At 33.0% G+C, this 19,700-nt stretch carries 17 protein-coding genes; 7 read left to right on the top strand and 10 right to left on the bottom strand.

Going from position 1 to position 19,700, the window contains the following annotated elements:
* The first annotated feature begins 271 nt into the window (after positions 1-271).
* Both GM3709_RS06310 and GM3709_RS06305 read left to right on the top strand, forming a co-directional pair.
* Positions 272-1,366 carry a hypothetical protein gene (locus tag GM3709_RS06310; protein WP_231937625.1) on the top strand — a complete coding sequence of 365 codons (1,095 nt, stop codon included), beginning with the start codon at positions 272-274 and terminating at the stop codon, positions 1,364-1,366.
* Between the two features lie 123 nt (positions 1,367-1,489).
* Complete coding sequence (locus GM3709_RS06305) at positions 1,490-2,557, top strand: NAD-dependent epimerase/dehydratase family protein (RefSeq protein ID WP_066117393.1); 1,068 nt, start codon at positions 1,490-1,492, stop codon at positions 2,555-2,557.
* 108 nt (positions 2,558-2,665) lie between these two features.
* Here GM3709_RS06305 and GM3709_RS06300 read toward each other — a convergent pair whose 3' ends face one another.
* The 3 genes from GM3709_RS06300 to GM3709_RS06290 form a co-directional block, all read right to left on the bottom strand.
* Positions 2,666-4,153, bottom strand: coding sequence for a DEAD/DEAH box helicase (locus tag GM3709_RS06300; protein WP_066117391.1), 1,488 nt, complete (start codon positions 4,151-4,153; stop codon positions 2,666-2,668).
* A gap of 356 nt (positions 4,154-4,509) precedes the next feature.
* Positions 4,510-5,829 (bottom strand): 30S ribosomal protein S12 methylthiotransferase RimO, encoded by a 1,320-nt coding sequence (gene rimO, locus GM3709_RS06295; RefSeq protein ID WP_066117388.1) that lies wholly within the window; start codon positions 5,827-5,829, stop codon positions 4,510-4,512.
* 140 nt (positions 5,830-5,969) lie between these two features.
* Complete coding sequence (locus GM3709_RS06290) at positions 5,970-6,404, bottom strand: hypothetical protein (protein WP_066117386.1); 435 nt, start codon at positions 6,402-6,404, stop codon at positions 5,970-5,972.
* A 146-nt stretch (positions 6,405-6,550) separates the two neighbouring features.
* Between GM3709_RS06290 and GM3709_RS06285 the strand changes: the two genes are divergently transcribed.
* The 4 genes from GM3709_RS06285 to GM3709_RS06270 all read left to right on the top strand — a co-directional run bounded on the left by GM3709_RS06285 (position 6,551) and on the right by GM3709_RS06270 (position 11,329).
* The gene (locus GM3709_RS06285; protein ID WP_066117384.1) at positions 6,551-7,540 is read left to right on the top strand and encodes a GAF domain-containing protein; all 990 of its coding nucleotides are present in this window, start codon (positions 6,551-6,553) and stop codon (positions 7,538-7,540) included.
* A 140-nt stretch (positions 7,541-7,680) separates the two neighbouring features.
* Entirely contained in the window at positions 7,681-9,207 is a 1,527-nt protein-coding gene (gene bchB / locus GM3709_RS06280; RefSeq protein WP_066117381.1) for a ferredoxin:protochlorophyllide reductase (ATP-dependent) subunit B, read from the top strand.
* Positions 9,208-9,251: 44 nt separating this feature from the next.
* On the top strand, positions 9,252-10,931 hold the full coding sequence (gene mutL, locus GM3709_RS06275) for a DNA mismatch repair endonuclease MutL (protein ID WP_066117379.1): 1,680 nt from the start codon (positions 9,252-9,254) through the stop codon (positions 10,929-10,931).
* A gap of 92 nt (positions 10,932-11,023) precedes the next feature.
* Entirely contained in the window at positions 11,024-11,329 is a 306-nt protein-coding gene (locus GM3709_RS06270) for a DUF2499 domain-containing protein (protein WP_066117375.1), read from the top strand.
* Between the two features lie 15 nt (positions 11,330-11,344).
* Here the strand turns inward: GM3709_RS06270 and tsaB are convergent, their stop codons facing one another.
* From tsaB to GM3709_RS06240, 6 genes are all read right to left on the bottom strand, one after another.
* Positions 11,345-11,977: a tRNA (adenosine(37)-N6)-threonylcarbamoyltransferase complex dimerization subunit type 1 TsaB gene (tsaB, locus tag GM3709_RS06265; RefSeq protein ID WP_231937624.1), complete on the bottom strand. Its 633-nt coding sequence runs from the start codon at positions 11,975-11,977 to the stop codon at positions 11,345-11,347.
* Position 11,978: 1 nt separating this feature from the next.
* Positions 11,979-12,824 carry a hypothetical protein gene (locus GM3709_RS06260; protein WP_071828022.1) on the bottom strand — a complete coding sequence of 282 codons (846 nt, stop codon included), beginning with the start codon at positions 12,822-12,824 and terminating at the stop codon, positions 11,979-11,981.
* A gap of 168 nt (positions 12,825-12,992) precedes the next feature.
* Positions 12,993-14,432, bottom strand: coding sequence for a cysteine--tRNA ligase (gene cysS, locus GM3709_RS06255; RefSeq protein ID WP_066117373.1), 1,440 nt, complete (start codon positions 14,430-14,432; stop codon positions 12,993-12,995).
* Positions 14,433-14,592: 160 nt separating this feature from the next.
* Positions 14,593-14,937 (bottom strand): hypothetical protein, encoded by a 345-nt coding sequence (locus tag GM3709_RS06250; protein WP_066117370.1) that lies wholly within the window; start codon positions 14,935-14,937, stop codon positions 14,593-14,595.
* A 338-nt stretch (positions 14,938-15,275) separates the two neighbouring features.
* Positions 15,276-16,166: an ABC transporter permease gene (locus GM3709_RS06245; protein WP_066117367.1), complete on the bottom strand. Its 891-nt coding sequence runs from the start codon at positions 16,164-16,166 to the stop codon at positions 15,276-15,278.
* A 121-nt stretch (positions 16,167-16,287) separates the two neighbouring features.
* Positions 16,288-17,307 (bottom strand): ATP-binding cassette domain-containing protein, encoded by a 1,020-nt coding sequence (locus tag GM3709_RS06240; RefSeq protein ID WP_066117364.1) that lies wholly within the window; start codon positions 17,305-17,307, stop codon positions 16,288-16,290.
* A 108-nt stretch (positions 17,308-17,415) separates the two neighbouring features.
* Between GM3709_RS06240 and GM3709_RS06235 the strand changes: the two genes are divergently transcribed.
* Entirely contained in the window at positions 17,416-18,294 is an 879-nt protein-coding gene (locus GM3709_RS06235) for a universal stress protein (protein WP_066117362.1), read from the top strand.
* A 9-nt stretch (positions 18,295-18,303) separates the two neighbouring features.
* On the opposite strand, the gene mnmE is transcribed toward GM3709_RS06235, so the two are convergent.
* Positions 18,304-19,686: a tRNA uridine-5-carboxymethylaminomethyl(34) synthesis GTPase MnmE gene (mnmE, locus tag GM3709_RS06230; protein ID WP_197671886.1), complete on the bottom strand. Its 1,383-nt coding sequence runs from the start codon at positions 19,684-19,686 to the stop codon at positions 18,304-18,306.
* Positions 19,687-19,700: the final 14 nt, after the last annotated feature.

Below are 19,700 nucleotides of genomic sequence, written 5' to 3'. Positions count from 1 at the left end.
ATACTTTATTGTTGATAAAATTTTCTCACAATATGTTTTTTCAGAATGGCTTATCAATTATAGTGGTGGATTTGTCAGACGAGGTTTAACTGGTACGATTCTCTTTTATTTGAATGAATCATATCACTTAGATATGTACACAGTTGTTGTTATTTTTAATTATTTTATTTTCTTACTATTTTCCATTATTTATATTGTAAAAGTTAAACAATCATTTAAGGTACTTAACGGAGAAAATTTAGTGGTTTTTTTGTTTTTACCTTCTTTAATAATGTTTCCACTTAATGATTTAACAATAATAGGAGAAGTATTAGGTAGAAAAGAATTTTTTTTCTTTTTAGGAATATCAATTAACTTATTTTTTATTTCTAAAGTTGTTAAAAATCTACACTTTAGCTCGATCGATGAAAATAGTCAAGAGTCAAGGAAACTAATTATTAATAAATATTGTTATGATATTTTCTTTTGTTATAATTTATTATCTATTCCTACGGCTTTAAGTCATGAAGCAATTATATTTTTAGGAGTTCCTTTAAATATGATAATTACAGCTACTTTAATTGGTTTTAATTATTCTAAAAAAATAGTATTAATCAAAACTTTTTTAATTTATTTACCAACTATTTTTGTTTCCTGTTTAGGTTTAATTTTTAAAGGTAATGAGCAAGTTGCTTTAGATATTTGTCGATCGTGGGAAGAATATAATTTAGCTTCTGATTGTATAAATAAGCTACCATTAGTTTTATCTTTTTATAATGTATCAACAATATATATTATCAAAGACATTATTAGAGTTAATGTTTTAGAAAATAACGGTACTAGGTGTCTAAGTTGGATATTTACTTTTCTCTTAAATGGAATTATTTTAATGAGAACTTCAGAAAATATTATTAATAAGTCTGTAGAAAATATTAATCAAAAAATAGAGATAAAAGATAATCAAAATTTATTAAGTAAAAATATATCAATCAATTTTAGTTTTAAATATATTTTTATTCCTTTTTTATGTTCTTTTATACTTTATATCATTGCCTATGATTGGGGAAGATGGTTTTTTATTACAGTAATAAGTTATGCTCTTTGTCTTCTTACACCTAGCTTAATTAAATTAGAAATGTATAGTTATCAAAATAATAAATGGATATTAAATTTATTCTCACCTATTTATAATATTTACTCAAAACTAATGTCTTATTTTCAAACAAATTTTTCTATACAGAAGCATTTTAGGATTTATTCTATATTGCTTATATATACACTTATTTTTATGAGAATCACTTACTATGGAATGACAGCAAAGGATTTATTACGAGGTTTAATACCTAACTTTATTTATCGTTTTCTAAAAGATATTATTCTTTCTTAAATATCTTTAAATTTTAATAATAGACTAAGTTTAATAAACATTTGTCATACCATATTAAAACCCTGTTTCAGAGAATTTAATAAATAATTTAGTCTGAATTTTTAATCTTAAATAACTAAAAAAATGACAAAGCAAATATTAATTACAGGTGGTGCAGGGTTTGTGGGAAGTACTCTAGGCTTAGGATTAATTCAAAAACATCCAAATTGGCAAATTACTGCCATTGATAACCTCAAGAGACGTGGCTCTGAGCTTAATTTACCCAGACTAGCAGAGGCTAATATTCGCTTTATTCACGGGGATGTGCGTAATAGTGAGGATTTGGACGCAAATTTATTACAACCTGATTTGATTTTAGAATGTTCGGCTGAACCTTCCGTATTAGCAGGATATAATTCTCCTAAGTATGTGTTAGAAACGAATTTAGTTGGCACAATTAATTGTTTGGAGTTGGCAAGGCAGACGAAGGCGGATTTTATCTTTCTCTCCACCAGTCGGGTTTATCCTATTCGTTATCTCAGCAATTTGGCTTACACGGAAACAGATACTCGTTTTCAGCTTAATGCAACTCAGGAAATTATTGGGGCTTCTGGTTATGGTATTGCGGAGAATTTTTCTTTAGATAAACCTCGATCGATCTATGGTACAACGAAGTTAGCGTCAGAGTTATTAATCACTGAATACGCTGATAGTTATGGTATTAGAACTTTAATTAACCGTTGTGGAGTCTTGACAGGTCCTTGGCAGATGGGTAAAGTAGATCAAGGAGTTTTTGCTTTATGGATGGCGTTTCACTACTTCAAAAAACCCTTAAAATATATTGGCTATGGCGGTACTGGTAAACAAGTTCGAGATTTTCTTCATATAGCGGATTTATTAGAGTTAATCGATATACAAATTAACCGCCTAGATGAATTTAACGGAGAAACTTTTAATGTTGGTGGTGGAGTAGAAAAAAGTTTATCCCTGTTAGAAACTACTCAAATTTGTGAAGAAATCACCGGTAATAAAATCTCTATTACTCCCGTTACTGAAAATCGTCAAGGAGATATACCAATTTTTATTACGGATAGTCGAAAAGTAAAGAAAAGCACTAACTGGAAACCGAAAAAAGATGCAAAAAATACTCTGACAGATATATTTGAATGGATAAAAGAAAATGAGTCTCAAGTGAGTGATATTTTTACTTAAACTCTCAACTTTCCATAAAATTGACTTTGATAATAAAAGATAAGTAATGGGAAAGGAGGAGACTAGGAGAAAATTTATTAATTCCTAATTCCTCTAATTTTTTATTAATTATCTCACTTTTACAGGTCGATCGAAGTTACGTTTGGGTTTTCCACCACCAGTAGCACTGTAGCTTTGTTTACGTTCATAACTACCACTGCCACGACTACCATATTTACGTCCAGCAGAAGAAGGCTTACCTTTACCACCAATATTAGGTTTCAAAGATGATTCGGTAGGTACTTCCCAATCTTGTTGTAACCATGCAGGGCAATTGGCATCATATAAAATTTGTAAAGTTGCTGCAGCGATCGCACTAGGCTCATACTCACCATGTAACTCTTTAATTAAAGGTAAGAAAGAAGCTAACCTTTCACCAGCAAGAGATTCCTTAATTTGTTCCGTGAGTTTTTGCATCCGTTTGGCTTCAACTGTTGAACGATTGGGGATTTGCTCAATTCGGATGGTTTGATTCACACGACGCTCTATTTGACGTAATAAACGGCGATCGCTCGGTTCAACTAAAGCAATAGCTTTACCCTCTTTTCCAGCTCTTCCTGTACGCCCGATACGGTGAATATAAGTCTCACTATTATCAGGTAAATCGTAATTGAAAACGTGGGTTAAATCAGAAACATCCAAACCTCGTGCCGCAATATCCGTAGCCACTACCACTTTAACTTTACCTTCACGCCAACGCTGAATTAAACGTTCCCGTTGTTGTTGGCTTAAGTCACCATGATATTCGTCAACACTTTGACCAGCTTCTTGTAACTTTGCTGTTACCTCAGAAGCAGTACGTTTTGTGCGTACAAAAATAATTGCTGTTTGGGGATCTTCTATTTCTAAAATAGGTTGAATCGCCTTTACTTTTGACCAACCACGAGGCACCATATAAACGACCTGATCTATACGGGAAGGAGTATCTTGGGGTTTTTCTCCTGTAATGCTTACAGGATCTCTCATGAACTCGTTGACTAATTGCTTAATCTCTCGAGGCATAGTAGCTGAAAAACAAGTGGTTTGACGACCTTCGGGGGTAGTTGCTAAAATTTGCTTAACATCATCAATGAAGCCCATGCTTAACATTTCGTCAGCTTCATCAAGTACCACATATTTTAAAGAATCTAACTTTAAATGTTTGCGATGTAATAAATCAATAATACGTCCGGGAGTACCGACTACAATATGAGCACCTTTTTCTAAAAAGCGAATTTGACGCTCCATAGATTGCCCACCGTAAACGGTTAAAACATAAATACGTTCTTTACCAATCAAATCTTTAAGTGCTTCTGCTACCTGTTGAGCTAATTCTCTAGTAGGGGCTAAAATTAAGGCTTGAACCTCTTTAGCATTACGATCAATGCGATCGAGGATTGGTAGAGAATAGGCAGCAGTTTTACCAGTACCAGTTTGTGATTGTCCCACAACATCACGACCTAAAATTAATTCAGGGATAGCTAAAGTTTGAATCTTTGTGGGAGTAGAAAAACCAAGATTTTCTACTTGAGCAACGAGAGATTCTGAAAGTCCTAAACTTGCGAAAGAAGTTGTCATCTGTATGATTAAATATGAATTGTTTAACTTAAAATGTCTCGACAGATGAAGGGGAAAACAATCACGAGAAGCAAAACTGGTAATGGTAAGGGTTTGATATTAATGATATACACCTGACTAAAAAATTTCATAATTGATGAATTATGGCATTAGTCCTTACTTTTTTGTTCATACTTCTAAGGATACTCTTCCTTTGAGATACAAATGAGTAAACGGGTTAAGTTTTTTTCAAGTAATTTTGTTTCGTCTGACAGTTTCTCTTTACCAAAGAGGAAAAGATTTAGATGCGATAATTTATTAAAGAAATTTACCGAAACACGGCACTATTTTAATAAATAAATTACTTACAAGGTTTACTAATTTATCTCAATTTCACCATAGAGATCATAGACATCGGCGGAAGTAATCCTGACTGATGTTATTGAACCTAGATCTGCTACACCTTGAACATAGACTAAACCATCTACTTCCGGGGCAAAACGAGGTGAACGACCAATCAATTCTCCTGTCATGGGATTTTCTTGCTCAATTAATACGGGAACAAGTTTACCAACTTCCGCTTCATTTTTTTTCGCGGCGATGGGTTGTTGTACTTCCATTAACTGATTTCGACGAGCTTGTTTTATCTCTTCGGGAACTTGATCGCCTAATTCATAAGCCTTTGTTCCTTCTTCGGGAGAAAATGTAAACACACCCACATGATCAAATTGATGCCTTTTAACAAATTGTAACAAATGATCGAAGTTTTGTTGCGTTTCTCCCGGAAATCCCACAATAAAAGTGGTTCGCATGATAGCATTCGGTAAAGCTAGTTTAATACGATCGATAATTCCATCGTTAACCTTGCCTTGCCAAGGGCGATTCATGGCTTTTAAAATATCAGGATGAGAATGTTGTAGGGGTAAGTCTAAATAGGGCAATACATTGGGAGTCTCAGCCATCGCTTTGATAACTTTATCCGTCAACCCCGTAGGGTAAGCATAATGGATTCTAATCCAAGGAATATCTACTTTGCCCAAAGCTCGTAATAATTCCGCTAATTTCGGTTCACCGTATAAGTCAACGCCGTAATTAGTGGTGATTTGAGAGATTAAGATTAATTCTTTTACTCCTTCATCGGCTAATTGTTGTGCTTCTTTGACAATAGATTCAATGGTGCGCGATCGTTGATTTCCTCGTAAGTGAGGAATAATGCAGAATGCACAACGATAATCACAACCCTCTGCAACCCTAAGATAAGCCACTCCTTCGGAAGTCGTGCGATAACGGGGGATATTCTCATCTGCGATAAAAGTTGGTTCCGCCGAAACCGCTTTTACCCTTTCCCCTGTTTCTACTCGTTCAATAATTTCGACAATATTTTGGTAGTCACCCGTACCAACTAAAGCCACAGCTTCAGGTAATTCTGCTAATAATTCTTCTTGAAAATGCTGTGCCATGCAACCAGAGATAATAATTTTTTTCTGGTTTTCTGCTAATTCTACTAAAGTTCTAACGGATTCTTGACGAGCAGATTCTATAAAACTACAGGTATTAACAATAACATAATCGGCTAATTCTTCGGTATTATCTATTGGGTAGCCCGATCGTGCTAGTAATCCGAGCATATGTTCAGAATCAATCCGATTTTTTTCGCATCCTAAGTGAGAAACGGCGATGGTTGGCTTATTGCCCATATTCAACGATGATGTAACTTTCCTACAACGATTATTTTATGAGTAGCCTATCCATTGTAACAGATTTTGAAACTTATTGCACGAAAAACCAAGAGATAATTGTTGAATCAAAAGTAGAAAAGGATTCGGTGTTAAATTGTCTAAATTGGTTGAGAAGTTACTGATAATTGGTGAGAGTTGCCTAGTTTTTGTAAATCGAAATCAATGATTAGTCTTTGATCATCTTTAAAATAAGTTAACTTTCGATCGATTAATTCTTGTACAATTTCTTTTAATTCTTCTTGTATAGTGGAATCATCGCCAATTACTTCCTTTGAAAACAATATATTTGTTATATCTTCTCTTTCTTCCTCTGAATATAGAGAGGCATTCCAAGCAACAACTCCGATAGTAAATAGTTTTTTCTTACTACTCAAATCTGTTGTCAAGTGTAAGTAAGGAGACATAAAATTTTCTAGGGTTTTTGACATTTTACCCGAATCGATCGATGATAAACTCAAATCATGAGATGATGATTGATAGTTTTTGTGTTCTAATCTTTTTAATTCTCGAAGGAATTTAGAATTTTTACCCATTTATCCCTAACTTTTTTGCTCGTTTTCAGAATAATCTTAATTTTATGTTTGACATTAGGATAATCGATCGTTAGAAGTTTTGAACAACTATTGCTATAGTAATCAATATAGTAACAATAAGCTAGTTTTGAGTAAAATTGTTTTTTATGAATATTGTCGATTCTTTTTTTTTATCTATTAATTATGAAGTATTTTTTCCAAAGATTTTAACTCATATTAAAGAATATTTAAACTGTGAACAAGTTTTTATTGCTCAACTGAATTTTGAAGGAGAACAAGAAAATATTATTGATTTTCAAGGTAATATTTATAGTGCTTTGTCTAAAAATGATCAAGAGCGTTATCAAATTTATCAACCTGTAGTATTTTATCTAAATGAAATCAAAAATGCTTATTATACTCATCAAGATAAATTAACTTTTAATGATGATACGAGTCCTTTAAAGAGAGCCGAATTGGCATTTCCATTAGTCATTAAAACTCCAGAAATTAAAAGTCTAACAAAAATTAATATTTGGGGAATTTTGTTTATTTATGATTATAACTATTTGAGAAAATGGAAATCAGAAGAAATAAAGAATATTCAAAATATTGTAGATCAATTAATTATTGGGATAGAAAAAAATATTATCTATAAAAAATTACTTTCTTTACAAGAAGAATTAACAAATTGTCAAATTTTAGATGAAGTAACTGGATTAGCTAAATATAACAGTTTTATCGATTGTTTAGATTATGAGTGGCGAAGGTTAGCAAGAGAAAAACAACCTCTTTCTTTAATTTTAATTGATATTAACTATTCTGGAGAATTAATCAAAAATCTTAAAAAAGAAATTGCAATAATTATTCAAGAACAAATTAAACGGCCTACAGATTTAGCCGCTTGTTATCAAGGTAGTCAATTAATTATTATTTTACCAAATACGAGTAATGATGGTGCATTGTGGATTAATCAACAGATTATGAATAGAATTAATCAAGAGGTGAAAAATATTTACGATTGTGAGTGTAAATCCAGTATTATTACTCAAATTCCCCAACCAGATGATAATTATTATGATTTATTAATGTTAATAGAATCACCTTTAATTAAAAAACAAAATAATGAGAAAATATATAATCAAAACTTAACTTAAATTTTTATTTTTTAGTATTTTTTTGAAAAACTAATTCCTCAATTCGTGAATATTTGTAAATGAAAATCCCTTAAGGTGAAAGAAAATAGCACTATAGAAAAATAAGATTTTGATTTGCTCACTTACGGAGATATGATTCTATGAAATTAGCTTACTGGATGTATGCTGGACCTGCACATATTGGCACTCTCAGAATTGCTAGTTCTTTCAAAAATGTTCATGCAATTATGCACGCACCCCTCGGTGATGATTATTTTAACGTAATGCGATCGATGTTAGAACGGGAAAGAGATTTTACCCCGGTTACTGCTAGTGTAGTCGATCGAAACGTATTAGCAAGAGGTTCTCAGGAAAAGGTTGTTGATAATATTGTCCGCAAAGATAAAGAAGAAAGTCCCGATTTAATTGTACTTACTCCTACTTGTACATCTAGTATTCTACAGGAAGACTTAGAGAATTTTGTGGCACGAGCACAAATTGACTCAAAAGGAGATGTATTATTAGCCGATGTTAACCATTATCGAGTGAATGAATTACAAGCCGCCGATCGTACTTTAGAACAGATTATTCAATACTATATCAACAAAGCACGGAAAAAAGGTGATCTTGTTACAGAAAAAACAACAAAACCCTCTGTTAATATTATTGGCATCTCTACTTTAGGTTTTCATAATAACCACGACTGTCGAGAGTTGAAAAAATTAATGGCAGATTTAGACATCGAGATTAATCTTATCATCCCTGATGGTGCTTCTGTTCTTGACTTGAAAAAAATACCCCAAGCATGGTTTAACCTTGTACCCTACAGAGAATTAGGTTTGATGGCGGCGAATTATTTGCAGAAGGAATTTGATATGCCCTATGTAGATATAACTCCGATGGGAGTGGTAGAAACTGCCCGTTGTATTCGTAAAATTCAAGAAGTAATTAACGCTCAAGGTGCTAATGTTAACTATGAAGACTTTATCGAATATCAAACTTTGTATGTATCAGAAGCGGCATGGTTTTCAAGATCGATCGATTGTCAAAATTTAACAGGTAAAAAAGCCGTTGTTTTCGGTGATAATACTCACGCTGTTGCTATGACCAAAATTTTAGCACGGGAAATGGGTATTCATGTCGTCTTAGCTGGTACTTATTGTAAATATGATGCGGATTGGTTTCGTCAAGAAGTGAGCGAATATTGTGATAATGTTTTAATTAGTGAAGATAATGGAGAAATTGCAGATGCGATCGCAAAACTCGAACCTTCGGCTATATTTGGAACACAAATGGAACGTCATGTAGGCAAAAGGCTAAGTATCCCCTGTGGAGTTATCGCTGCACCTATTCATATTCAAAACTTCCCTATTGGTTATAAACCCTTCTTAGGTTACGAAGGTACTAATCAGCTGACCGATTTAGTCTATAATTCTTTTACATTGGGCATGGAAGATCACCTATTAGAAATCTTCGGTGGTCATGACACGAAAGAGGTTATAACTAAAGGTATCTCCGCAGATTCTGACTTAAATTGGAATCGAGAAGCACAAGGAGAATTAAATAAAGTACCCGGATTTGTGCGAGGAAAAGTTAAACGTAACACCGAAAAATTTGCCCGTGAAAGAGGCTTTAATGAAATCACTCTTGAAGTAATGTACGCCGCTAAAGAAGCTGTAGGTGCATAATTAATGAACAATGTACAATTAACAATTAACATTGTAAAAAAATCATGAGTATTAAAAAACTACCTGATAATGTTATTAAATTGATTGCGGCAGGGGAAGTAATCGACTCTTTAACGGCGGTGGTAAGAGAATTAGTTGAAAATAGTTTGGATGCAAAAGCGAGTCGCATTGTTATTTCCCTTTATCCCGACTCTTGGAGTTTGCAGGTTGCTGATAATGGAGAAGGTATGGAAGAAGAAGATTTATTAATGGCAATTCAACCCCATACCACTAGCAAAATTAACTCTACCGATGACTTAACAAAAATTCAAACTCTCGGTTTTCGGGGAGAGGCTTTACATAGTATCGCACAACTAGCAGACTTAAATATTACCAGTCGAGTCAAAGATAGTTGCGGTTGGGAAATTATAACCCATCAAACTGAGATAATTAAATGTTATCCAAAAGCGATCGCGGTGGGTACAATTATTCATGTTAGTAATTTATTTGCTAATATTCCTCTTAGAAGACAATTAAATCCTTGTTTCAAAAAACAACTTAAATCTATCCAAATTTTAATTTCAGATTTGGCTTTATGTCATCCTCAAGTTACTTGGCAATTATTAGTGGACGATCGAGTTATTTTAGCAATTAGTGGTAATAATTATCTCAAAAAAATTTTTCCTCAATTGTTAAAAACTGTCAAATATTCTGATTTAGAAGAAAGAGAAATTAAGATTAATACTCCTAATGAAAATAATATTTCTATCCTAAATTTAATTATAGGATTACCCGATCGAATTTCTCGCCCTCGCAACGATTGGGTAAGAATTGGTGTTAATGGAAGAGTAGTTAAGTGTCCAGAATTAGAGTCAGCTATTTACTCTAGTTTTCATCGTACCTTAGAACGCGATCGTTACCCCATTATTTTTTTGCATTTACAAACATCACCCCAACAAATTGACTGGAATCGTCATCCGGCAAAAGCAGAAATTTACTTAGATAATATTGAGTTTTGGCAAGAAAATATTAAGCAAAATATTGAACAAATTTTTAAATTAACAGATAATAATATTTCGGCAAGATTTGAGAATAAAAAACTAGAAAATATATTTAAAGTTGCTGAAAATAGAACTATTTATAATGTTGACAATTCATCACAAACAATAGCCGAAAATAAAAATGGTTTGGGGTTAATAGAATTACAAGTTATCTCCCAAGCAAGAAATACTTATATTATTGCAGAATATTCCCACGGAATTTGGCTAATTGAACAACATATTGCCCATGAAAGAATATTATATGAACAACTTAAAAATCAGTGGAAAATAGTATCCATAGACAACCCTATTATTTTAAATAATTTACGAAAGAAACAAGTAGAAAATTTAGCTAATTTAAGTTTAGAAATAGAGTCTTTTGGAGAAGATTTATGGGCAATTAGAAGCATCCCTCAAGCCTTATTAAATCGAGACGATTGTTTAGATGCTTTAATAGAATTAAGTTGGGGAGGTGATATAGATTCTGCTCAAGTATCGATCGCCTGTCGTACTGCAATTCGTAATGGGAAAAAACTAACTATTTCAGAAATGCAAACCATCGTAAATGAATGGAAAATAACAAAAAATCCTCATACTTGTCCTCATGGAAGACCAATTTATTTATCATTAGAAGAATCATCATTATACCGATTTTTCCGTCGTCATTGGGTATTGGGAAAAAGTCACGGAATTACAGAAAAATAAAGGTTATTTTAATTATTAATTATTCTAATTTTTTGGCTTTAATTTTTACATTGAGTTACAATTATTATCGATAGTTTCTAAAAGTAAAAATAATGCACAGTTTATCAATTCCTACATGGATTGTTCATGTTTCGAGCGTAATCGAATGGATTGGGGCGATATGGTTTGTATGGCGTTATGGAGAAGTAACCAAAGATAGTAGTTGGTATTGGTTAGCCTATGGAATGTTACCTGCTTTAATTAGTGCGATGTGTGCTTGTACATGGCATTTATTCGATAATGCAGAGTCATGGGAATGGTTAGTAACAATTCAAGCCTTAACTACTGTTATTGGTAATATTACTTTATGTTTAGGAGGGTGGAAAATTTGGCAATCTTCTTTAATGAAAAATCCCTAAAAATTGAATTGATTTCTAATTATAAAATGGAGTTAAATTTTGCCAGTTATTAATACTATAATCTTCATTATTATTGATTTTAATACTCGTAATTTCTAATAAACTTTCTGTTGTAAATGCTAATTTATCGGGAGTGGTAATGTGGTTAAATTTATCATTATATTTATCTTGATATTCTTTTAATATTATTTCCCATTCTTTCACTTTAAAAACTCGATCGACTATTATATTTAGTAAGTCTGTTTTTTTATCAAAAAATTGATAAATTGCCCCAAAAACTTCTTCAGAGTTAGCTTTCATTTCCACAGCGATAAAGAAACTATTTAAGTTTTGTTTACTATGATACCAAGCTAAAGATTCTAAAGTAGAAATTCCAAAAACAGGTATATTTAATTGTTGAGCTAAGGTTTTTGCTGTTACTATTCCTATTCTAGTACTTGTAAAACTACCTGGGCCTTTTGCTACGGCAATAAATTCTAAATCTTGCCATAAAATGGGGGGTAAAAAATCTCTTAATTTTTCTTGTAAATTATTGGCTAAATCCCTGCCTAAATCCCATGATTGAAAACGAGATAAACCTTGATTATTAATAATAGCAATACCTAATTCTCCAGAAGTTGTATGTAAAGCTAGTCCTTGTTTCATCATTTTATGGTGACTTAGTTTCAGTTTTATTATTAGTTTGGGGAGGATTATTGGGAGTAGGAGTAACAGGTAAATTTTCTTTATTGGATTGAGTAATTTTTTTGATTAATTCTTGATGTTGTTCATTTAATTGTTTAATTTCTTTTTTTAAAATTTCTATTTCCAACTGCATATTATTATCTATACTTCCCTGTTCTTTTATTTGTTGTAATAACTGATTATATAACAGTACTTGTTCATCTTTTAATTCACCAATTTCATTAATTAATTCATTTTTGATATTCTCTATTTTTTTATCATTTTCAGAGAATAAATTAAAAGACATATTATTCAAAAAAAGAAAGCCTGTTAATGAACCAATAACTAATAAACCTAAAGCTCCTAATCCCCATAATTGATATTTATAACTAATAATTAGTTTATCTAATTGTGCTAACAAATTCAAAGATTCTTGATCATCTGGTTGAATTTCTAAACATTGTTTTACTCTGATTCTAATTTGTTCTTCATCTTGAGAATTATGTTTATCTTTCCATCTCCCTAAATAAGAATTTATCAGTAAATGTAACATTGGCAAATTAAAAGGATTAAAAGCTAATGCTTCTTGTAGTTCTTCGATCGCATCATCCCAATGACGAAGACTTGAGTAACCTTGTGCGCGAATAAAATGGGCTTGAGATTGTCGTTGTGCCGACTGTATTTCTTCATCGCTAATCCCTAATTCTGAGGCAATTTTTAATAAGTCTTGATTAGTGGGAATTTTTTGTCCTAATTGACTTAATTCCGTCACTCTTTGAATATAATGTTCGATAGCTTGATTCGCATTTGCCAGATTTTTTGAGTCAGCCATAGTTAGAGAATTTTTTGTGGGAATAAAAACATATTAACAGAATGTAGAATTTAGAATTTAAAAACCTAATTTTCGGCAGTTATAAGAATTAAAAATATTCATTTTATTTATAGACTTTACTACTGGAAAAAATTAATTAATTCCTCATTCCTGATTTGTAATTCCTCACTAATTCCAGTGCCATTTAGTTATTCCGCCGGGAGCATCAATAAGAGTAACACCTTTTTCTTTTAGTAAGTCTCGGATTCGATCGCCTTCTTGATAGTTTTTTGTCTTCCGTGCATTTAATCTTTGTTCAATCAATGTGTTAATTTCTTCCTCCAAAATAGACGAATTAACAGACTCTATACCTTCAAAATGAGCCTCTAATCCTAATACTTGGGCTAAACTAACTAAAGTATGCCATTTATCTCTCAATTCTTGACTCGATCGAGTAGTTTTACCCTGATGAGTTAAAATATTTCCCTCCTTACCCAACTCTTTCGCTAATTCAAAAAGGATAGCTAACCCCGCCGCAAAATTAAAATCTCGATCGACAGCTTGACAAAAGTTATCCTGAACTGATTTAATAATTGTACTCTGGGCTTCTTCTGTCCAATTTAAGTTATCTCTATACTTAGTGCCAAAAAGTAACCCTTCCACTAAAGTATGCCAACCATTAGTTACAGCCTCCAGAGCTTCATCTGTGAAATCAAGAGGTTTACGATAATTCGCCTGAAGAATGAAAAGACGAATTGCCATAGGGTCATATTTTGCCAATAAATCCCGAATTGTGATGAAATTACCAAGAGATTTGGACATTTTCTCCCCATCAACCTTCACCATGCCATTATGCAACCAATAACGAGCTAAAGGTTTCTCTGTCACCGCTTCAGATTGGGCAATTTCGTTTTCATGATGAGGAAAAATTAAGTCATTTCCGCCCACATGAATATCGATTGTTTCCCCTAACATCTCCCTTACCATAGCAGAACATTCAATATGCCATCCTGGGCGCCCTTTTCCCCAAGGAGAGTCGAAACTCGGCTCATTTGGTTTAGCTGATTTCCACAAAGCAAAATCAAAGGGTTGTTGTTTCATCGCTTCACTTTGATTAACTCTACCACTTGCCCCCGTTTGTAAATCCTCTAATTTACGTCCTGATAACTTACCATAATCTTTAAACTTACTAACAGAATAATAAACATCCCCCTGAGTTTCATAAGCAAAACCTTTTTCTTCCAATTCCCAAATTAATTTTTTGATACCATCAAGGGTATGAGTGGCACGGGGATAAGAGTCTGCTTCTTTAACGTTTAACCGTTGCATATCTTCAAAATAAGCCTCAATAAAACGCTCAGAAACTGCCTCCATGGTAGTATTTTCTTGTTTTGCTCGATTCAGAATTTTATCGTCAATATCTGTAAAATTTTGAATATATTTAACTTGATAACCCCGCCACTGTAGATAACGTCTAACTACATCCCAAATAATACAAGTACGAGCATGACCTAAATGACAATAGTCATAAACGGTAATACCACAACAGTACATATTAACCTTCGGAGGATTGAGAGGGATAAAGGTTTCTTCTTGATTGGTGAGGGAGTTGTGTAAAGTTAGATTCATTGACAGCAGTTGAAAGTGAATAGTTGATAGTTGACAGTGAATAATACTATTTTCTGTCTTAACAATCTCCACAAATTAATAAAAATAGGGCTATAGCCCTTACTTACAGACTATTAAATTTTGTAGAAAAGTCTATAGTTTAATTTTCTATTGTTGATTGTTAATTGTCAATGACTTCGGGAGATGGTGATTCTTGTTGTTTTTGCATTTCCATCATTCTTTTTAACTGTTGCTGTTTAAAATCTTCGGCGGCAGAATCCAAACTGCGATTAGTATCTTCTGCAAAATCTTCTCCAGTACGACTATTTAAAAAATTGGCGTTATGAATTAACTCCATAGGGTTAATTCCGTTGCCATAAAGAGGATTTTTTTCATTACTTTGGTACGGTTGAGGTTGTTGGGCATTATAAATACTTTGAGCATTCACTGAGTTATGAGTGATGGTAACCAATCCTAAACTAAGAATTGTGATAGTTAAAAATTTTTGATTAATGATATTTTTCATGGGTTTATATCTCTAAATTACTAAGAATAATGACTTTAAATAATAGATTTTGTTTCCCTATTTTTATGTTTATCTAGCAGTCAGCTATTAGCAATCAGTTATCAGCTATTGTGAAGTTAAATTTATCGTCAATATTAGTAATTGATTACTTATTCCTTAATAGAAAAAAGGCTAAAACCTAAAAGCTAAAACCTAAAAGCTAAAACCTAACAGCTAAAACCTAATCACTTTAATTAAAAGTATCTAAAATTCTCACAAATTATTTATCAATGCTATAGAGTTTTGATAGTTATTGCCTACGATACAAATAAAAATAAAAGAATTTTATCTAGTTTTTTCTAAGCAAAACGACGACTTAATAGCGGTTTTATGGAGAGTAAAATTGTCACATCAAAAGCAAATAATAATGATAAAACAGTAACAAAATTAAGATCTCCCCAAGGTGTGTTCATTACTATACTAACAAAACTCCATTCAGAATTTTGATATATATATCTTATAGGTTCAATGGCATAGGTTAAAGGGTTTAAACTAGCTATGATTTGTAACCAACCTGCCATAAATGACAATGGTGCTAAGGCTGTACTCGCAAATAACAGGGGTAAGTTAATTACAAAAATCACTGCTATTAATTCTATATGACCGGGTAGAGCAAAAGCTAATCCTAAACTTAATCCTGTTACTCCTAGTACGATCAAAAATACTATTAAACCGATCGCCACTAATCCCCAAACACTAGGTAAACCTGCACCAATAAAGGCACTTGCCATAACAATAACTGCGGTTTGAATGAAACTCAGAGTTATGATATAGATGGTAGAAGCGGCAACAATGGAAAATCGAGAGGCTAAAGGTGCTACTAATAGTCTATTTAAAAAGCCAAATTCTCGATCGAACATGATAGGTAATCCAGCGTTTAATGCCCCAGAAAAAGCAGTAAAAATGATAATTCCAGGAGCTAAAAACTGCCCATAACTGGAGTTATTTCCGAATAAATTATTGGGAGCATTAAAGAATAAAGCACCGAATAAAATTAACCACATAAAAGGCTGAATAACTCCAGCAATAAGAGTGGAAGGGCGACGTTTTAATTGAATAAATAACCTTTTACTCATTGCTAATGTTTCTTGTAAAAAATTACTCAAATCATTAGATTTTATTTCTATTTCTGTAGAATAGTTAGGAGATAATACTTCCTTAAATTGATTGTTAGATATAGTGTGAGTCATAATAATTATTTATTTGATTTAAAAAAGATGAAAGATGAAGTCTATAAAATTGTTTCGTTAAAAATGTGGTTTATTCATTGGAAAAGTGCTGTAAGAGATCTAAAAATTTAATTCCTAATCCTTATTTCATTGCTTGTTTTTTCTCAGCTTTCAAATCCCTATGAGTCGATGCTTCGATTTCTGCATCCATTAAGGTTTTCCCTGTGGCGGCTAAATAAACGTCGTCTAAACTAGGGCGAGATTGACTGATACTAAACATAGGCAAATTAATTTCTGTCAATGCTTGTTCTATTTTACTAATAGGATTACTATTTGGGGTGACTATCAGATTAAGAGAGTTTCCTTGCACTTCGTTGATAATAATATTTTCAACAAAGGGGAGTTGCGATAATTTCTGTTTGGCAGTTTGCGCTTCTTCTAGGGATGTAAATTCTTTTATTTTTAGAGTAACACGATCGCCTCCTAAACGATCTTTTAAATTAGAAGGGCTACCTTCGGCAATAACTTCACCTTGATTGATAATAGCCAATCGATCGGCTAATGCGTCTATTTCTTCTAAATAATGACTGGTAATCAATACTGTTGTACCAGCTTGTTTGAGTTGACGTAAAAAATCCCAGACAATGCGACGACTTTCAATGTCCAAACCGACAGAAGGCTCATCTAAAACTAACACTTGGGGTTGATGAAGTAAACCGGCGGCTAAGTCAAGTCGTTTCCTAATACCTCCTGAGTATGTACCTGTTTGTCGATCGCTATATTCTTGTAATCCTAAAACTATCAATAATTGTTCTATTCTTTTTTGAGCAAGTTGGGGAGGTAAATGATAAAGGGAGGCTTGTAATTGTAACAATTCTTTACCTGTCAATACTTTATCGATCGCTACTTCTTGTGCTACATAACCTAATTTTCGTCTAACTTTTTTCGGTTGAGAGATAGCGGAAATACCATCAATGAGAATATCACCAGAATCAGGTTGAGCAAGAGTCGTCAAGCAACGAATAGTAGAAGTTTTTCCGGCACCATTTGGCCCTAATAAACCGAAAATCTCTCCAGTTTTAACCGAAAATGAGATATTTTTGAGAGCTTTTACTTTACCATAACTCTTTTGTAAATTTTGAATACTAATTACATCACTCATGTTAGTCAATAGTGAATAGTGGATAATGGACAGTCAAATGATTATTCTAACCGTCCTAGTAAAATGTTAATCTGAAAGTGGATTTAGTTAATATTAAGAGAAAATATTATGTTTGAAACTTGTTTAATTTGTACGGATTATACAGACGGCTTGCAAAGACTTTTATCTTATGTGGATTCTTTAGCCGAAAGCGGTTTAAAGGAAATTACTTTTTTACATAATGTGCCTTTATGGGAAGAAGGTCAAGTGCCTAGGGTTGATGAAGAAAAAATTGCGTTAATGAAAGAGAAATTTTCTTCTAGCTTAAAGTCTCACGATGATAAAGTCAAAGTTAATTTAGAAATAACCTCTGGATTAGCAACAGATAACATCTTAAAAGTCATTAACAAATATCGCCCTGAGTTTGTTCTTTTAGGAACTTCTTTAAGAAGTTTGACAGAAGACAGGATTTTTGGTTCTACAACTATGAGTGTGATTGAAAAAATTAAAATCCCCATTATGATTTTACGACCTCAATTGATCTCTGTATATACTTCCGAAGAACTTGATTTGCGGTGTCGTCATTTGAACCGTTGTTGGTTAGTTCCTTGCTATGATGTAGATAAAGCTCGTTATTTGATTGAACAAATTAAAAGTTGTGCTAGGGAAAAATGTTCTGATATTCCTCATAAATACATAATTTTAGCAGTAATTGATGATGTTTCTAGGTCTGATATAATTGTTCAAAATAGAGTAAAAGAAGTAGAGACAAAGTTGAATGAAGTTAAAGAGGATTTACAATCCCTTGGTTTAGAGATAGAAGTTATGGTAAAAACAGGTAATCCTATTGTTGAAACCCTTGACGTAGCTTTAATAGAAGATATTAGTGCCATTGCGGTGACAGACGATCGAGAATATGGTTTACTAGATTGGACAATTCCTAGTTTTACTCAAAAAGTATTACATCGCAGTTGGTTTCCTATTGTTTTCTTCCCTTTTAACAAATAGGCATAAATCTTATTTTCCGATGCAAAAACGGCTAAAAATACGATCGAGGACTGATTCTGTTACATCATCTCCTGTTATTTCCCCTAATGCTTGAATAGCAATGCGTAAGTCAATTGTCCAAAAATCGAGGGGGAGTTTATTATCAATAGTTTCTTGTACTTGATTTAAAGCTATTTTTGCACGAGTGAGGGCGGCGGCTTGTCTTTGGTTAATCGCAATGTCTAAATCTTGGGCGGTGGTTTCTCCCTTTTTAATTGTTGTGATAATGGCATTCTCTAAGGCTTGTATGCCTTTGTTTAGGGCAACTGCGGTAGTAACTACTTGAGAGATATTAGAGGGGTATTTAATCGTTTCTGAAGGGGCTATATCAATTTTATTGATGACAAGAATTAGGTTTAATTCTTGAATTTGTTGATAAATTTCGTGATCTTCTTGAGTCCATCCTGTACTAGCATCGATGGTAAATAAAATTAAATCTGCTTGTGATACTGCTTTAAGCGATCGTTCTACACCAATTTTTTCGACGGTGTCTTCTGTTTCTCGAATTCCGGCGGTATCTAATACTTGAATGGGGATACCTTGCACCACTAACTGAGATTCTACCACATCTCTGGTTGTTCCGGGTAAGTCCGTGACAATGGCTCGATCGCTTTTACTCCAAGCATTTAAAAGGCTGGATTTGCCGACATTTGGACGCCCCACAATAGCTACTTTAATACCACTGCGTAATAATTCTCCTTGATCTTTGGTGGCTAAAATCCGTTTAATTTGAGCTAGACTATCTTCTAAATCTTGTTTAATTTTTGTTTCATCAAGGGGAGGTAAATCATCCTCAAAATCAATTCTTGCCTCTACTTCTGCCAAAATATCTAACAAAGAATGACGCATTTGTCGAATCGGTTGAGCTAATTTTCCTTGTAAACCAGCTAAAGCAATATGAGAGGCTTGTGGGGATTTTGCCCCGACAATTTCGGCAATACTTTCCGCCTGAGTTAAATCAATTCTACCATTTAAAAAAGCTCTTAGGGTAAATTCTCCTGCATTAGCAAGTCTTGCACCTTTTTCTAAGCATAATTCTAGTACTTGCTGTACTGGTATAATTCCTCCGTGACAGTGAAATTCGATGACATCTTCTCTCGTAAAAGAGCGAGGAGAGAGCATTAATAATACTAAAACTTCGTCAATAATTTGACTTGTGTCGGGATTTTTAATATAACCGTAAAGAATTTGATGGGATTCCCATGACGGTTTACCTTGGGGGATAAAAATTTTTTGAGTAATATCTAACGCTGTTACACCACTTAATCTGACGATGCCTATACTACCCTGATTTGGGACAACGGCGGATGCGATCGCTACGATCGTTTCTTGTTGAATTATTGTTTTCACTATCTTAATATTAAGCT

This window comes from Geminocystis sp. NIES-3709 (assembly GCF_001548115.1).
Taxonomy (GTDB): domain Bacteria; phylum Cyanobacteriota; class Cyanobacteriia; order Cyanobacteriales; family Cyanobacteriaceae; genus Geminocystis.
The sequence above is the reverse complement of the archived record's forward strand: the minus strand, read 5'-3'. Positions and strand labels throughout refer to the sequence as shown.

Bases quoted from the DNA above. Each gene is read 5' to 3' on its own strand.
- bchB (WP_066117381.1), top strand. From the start codon at position 7,681: ATGAAATTAGCTTACTGGATGTATGCTGGACCTGCACATATTGGCACT.
- GM3709_RS06240 (WP_066117364.1), bottom strand. From the start codon at position 17,307: ATGAGTGATGTAATTAGTATTCAAAATTTACAAAAGAGTTATGGTAAA.
- GM3709_RS06290 (WP_066117386.1), bottom strand. From the start codon at position 6,404: ATGGGTAAAAATTCTAAATTCCTTCGAGAATTAAAAAGATTAGAACAC.
- rimO (WP_066117388.1), bottom strand. From the start codon at position 5,829: ATGGGCAATAAGCCAACCATCGCCGTTTCTCACTTAGGATGCGAAAAA.
- GM3709_RS06245 (WP_066117367.1), bottom strand. From the start codon at position 16,166: ATGACTCACACTATATCTAACAATCAATTTAAGGAAGTATTATCTCCT.
- GM3709_RS06285 (WP_066117384.1), top strand. From the start codon at position 6,551: ATGAATATTGTCGATTCTTTTTTTTTATCTATTAATTATGAAGTATTT.
- GM3709_RS06305 (WP_066117393.1), top strand. From the start codon at position 1,490: ATGACAAAGCAAATATTAATTACAGGTGGTGCAGGGTTTGTGGGAAGT.
- GM3709_RS06260 (WP_071828022.1), bottom strand. From the start codon at position 12,824: ATGGCTGACTCAAAAAATCTGGCAAATGCGAATCAAGCTATCGAACAT.
- GM3709_RS06310 (WP_231937625.1), top strand. From the start codon at position 272: ATGTTTCCACTTAATGATTTAACAATAATAGGAGAAGTATTAGGTAGA.
- mutL (WP_066117379.1), top strand. From the start codon at position 9,252: ATGAGTATTAAAAAACTACCTGATAATGTTATTAAATTGATTGCGGCA.
- GM3709_RS06235 (WP_066117362.1), top strand. From the start codon at position 17,416: ATGTTTGAAACTTGTTTAATTTGTACGGATTATACAGACGGCTTGCAA.
- GM3709_RS06250 (WP_066117370.1), bottom strand. From the start codon at position 14,937: ATGAAAAATATCATTAATCAAAAATTTTTAACTATCACAATTCTTAGT.
- GM3709_RS06270 (WP_066117375.1), top strand. From the start codon at position 11,024: ATGCACAGTTTATCAATTCCTACATGGATTGTTCATGTTTCGAGCGTA.
- cysS (WP_066117373.1), bottom strand. From the start codon at position 14,432: ATGAATCTAACTTTACACAACTCCCTCACCAATCAAGAAGAAACCTTT.
- GM3709_RS06300 (WP_066117391.1), bottom strand. From the start codon at position 4,153: ATGACAACTTCTTTCGCAAGTTTAGGACTTTCAGAATCTCTCGTTGCT.
- tsaB (WP_231937624.1), bottom strand. From the start codon at position 11,977: ATGATGAAACAAGGACTAGCTTTACATACAACTTCTGGAGAATTAGGT.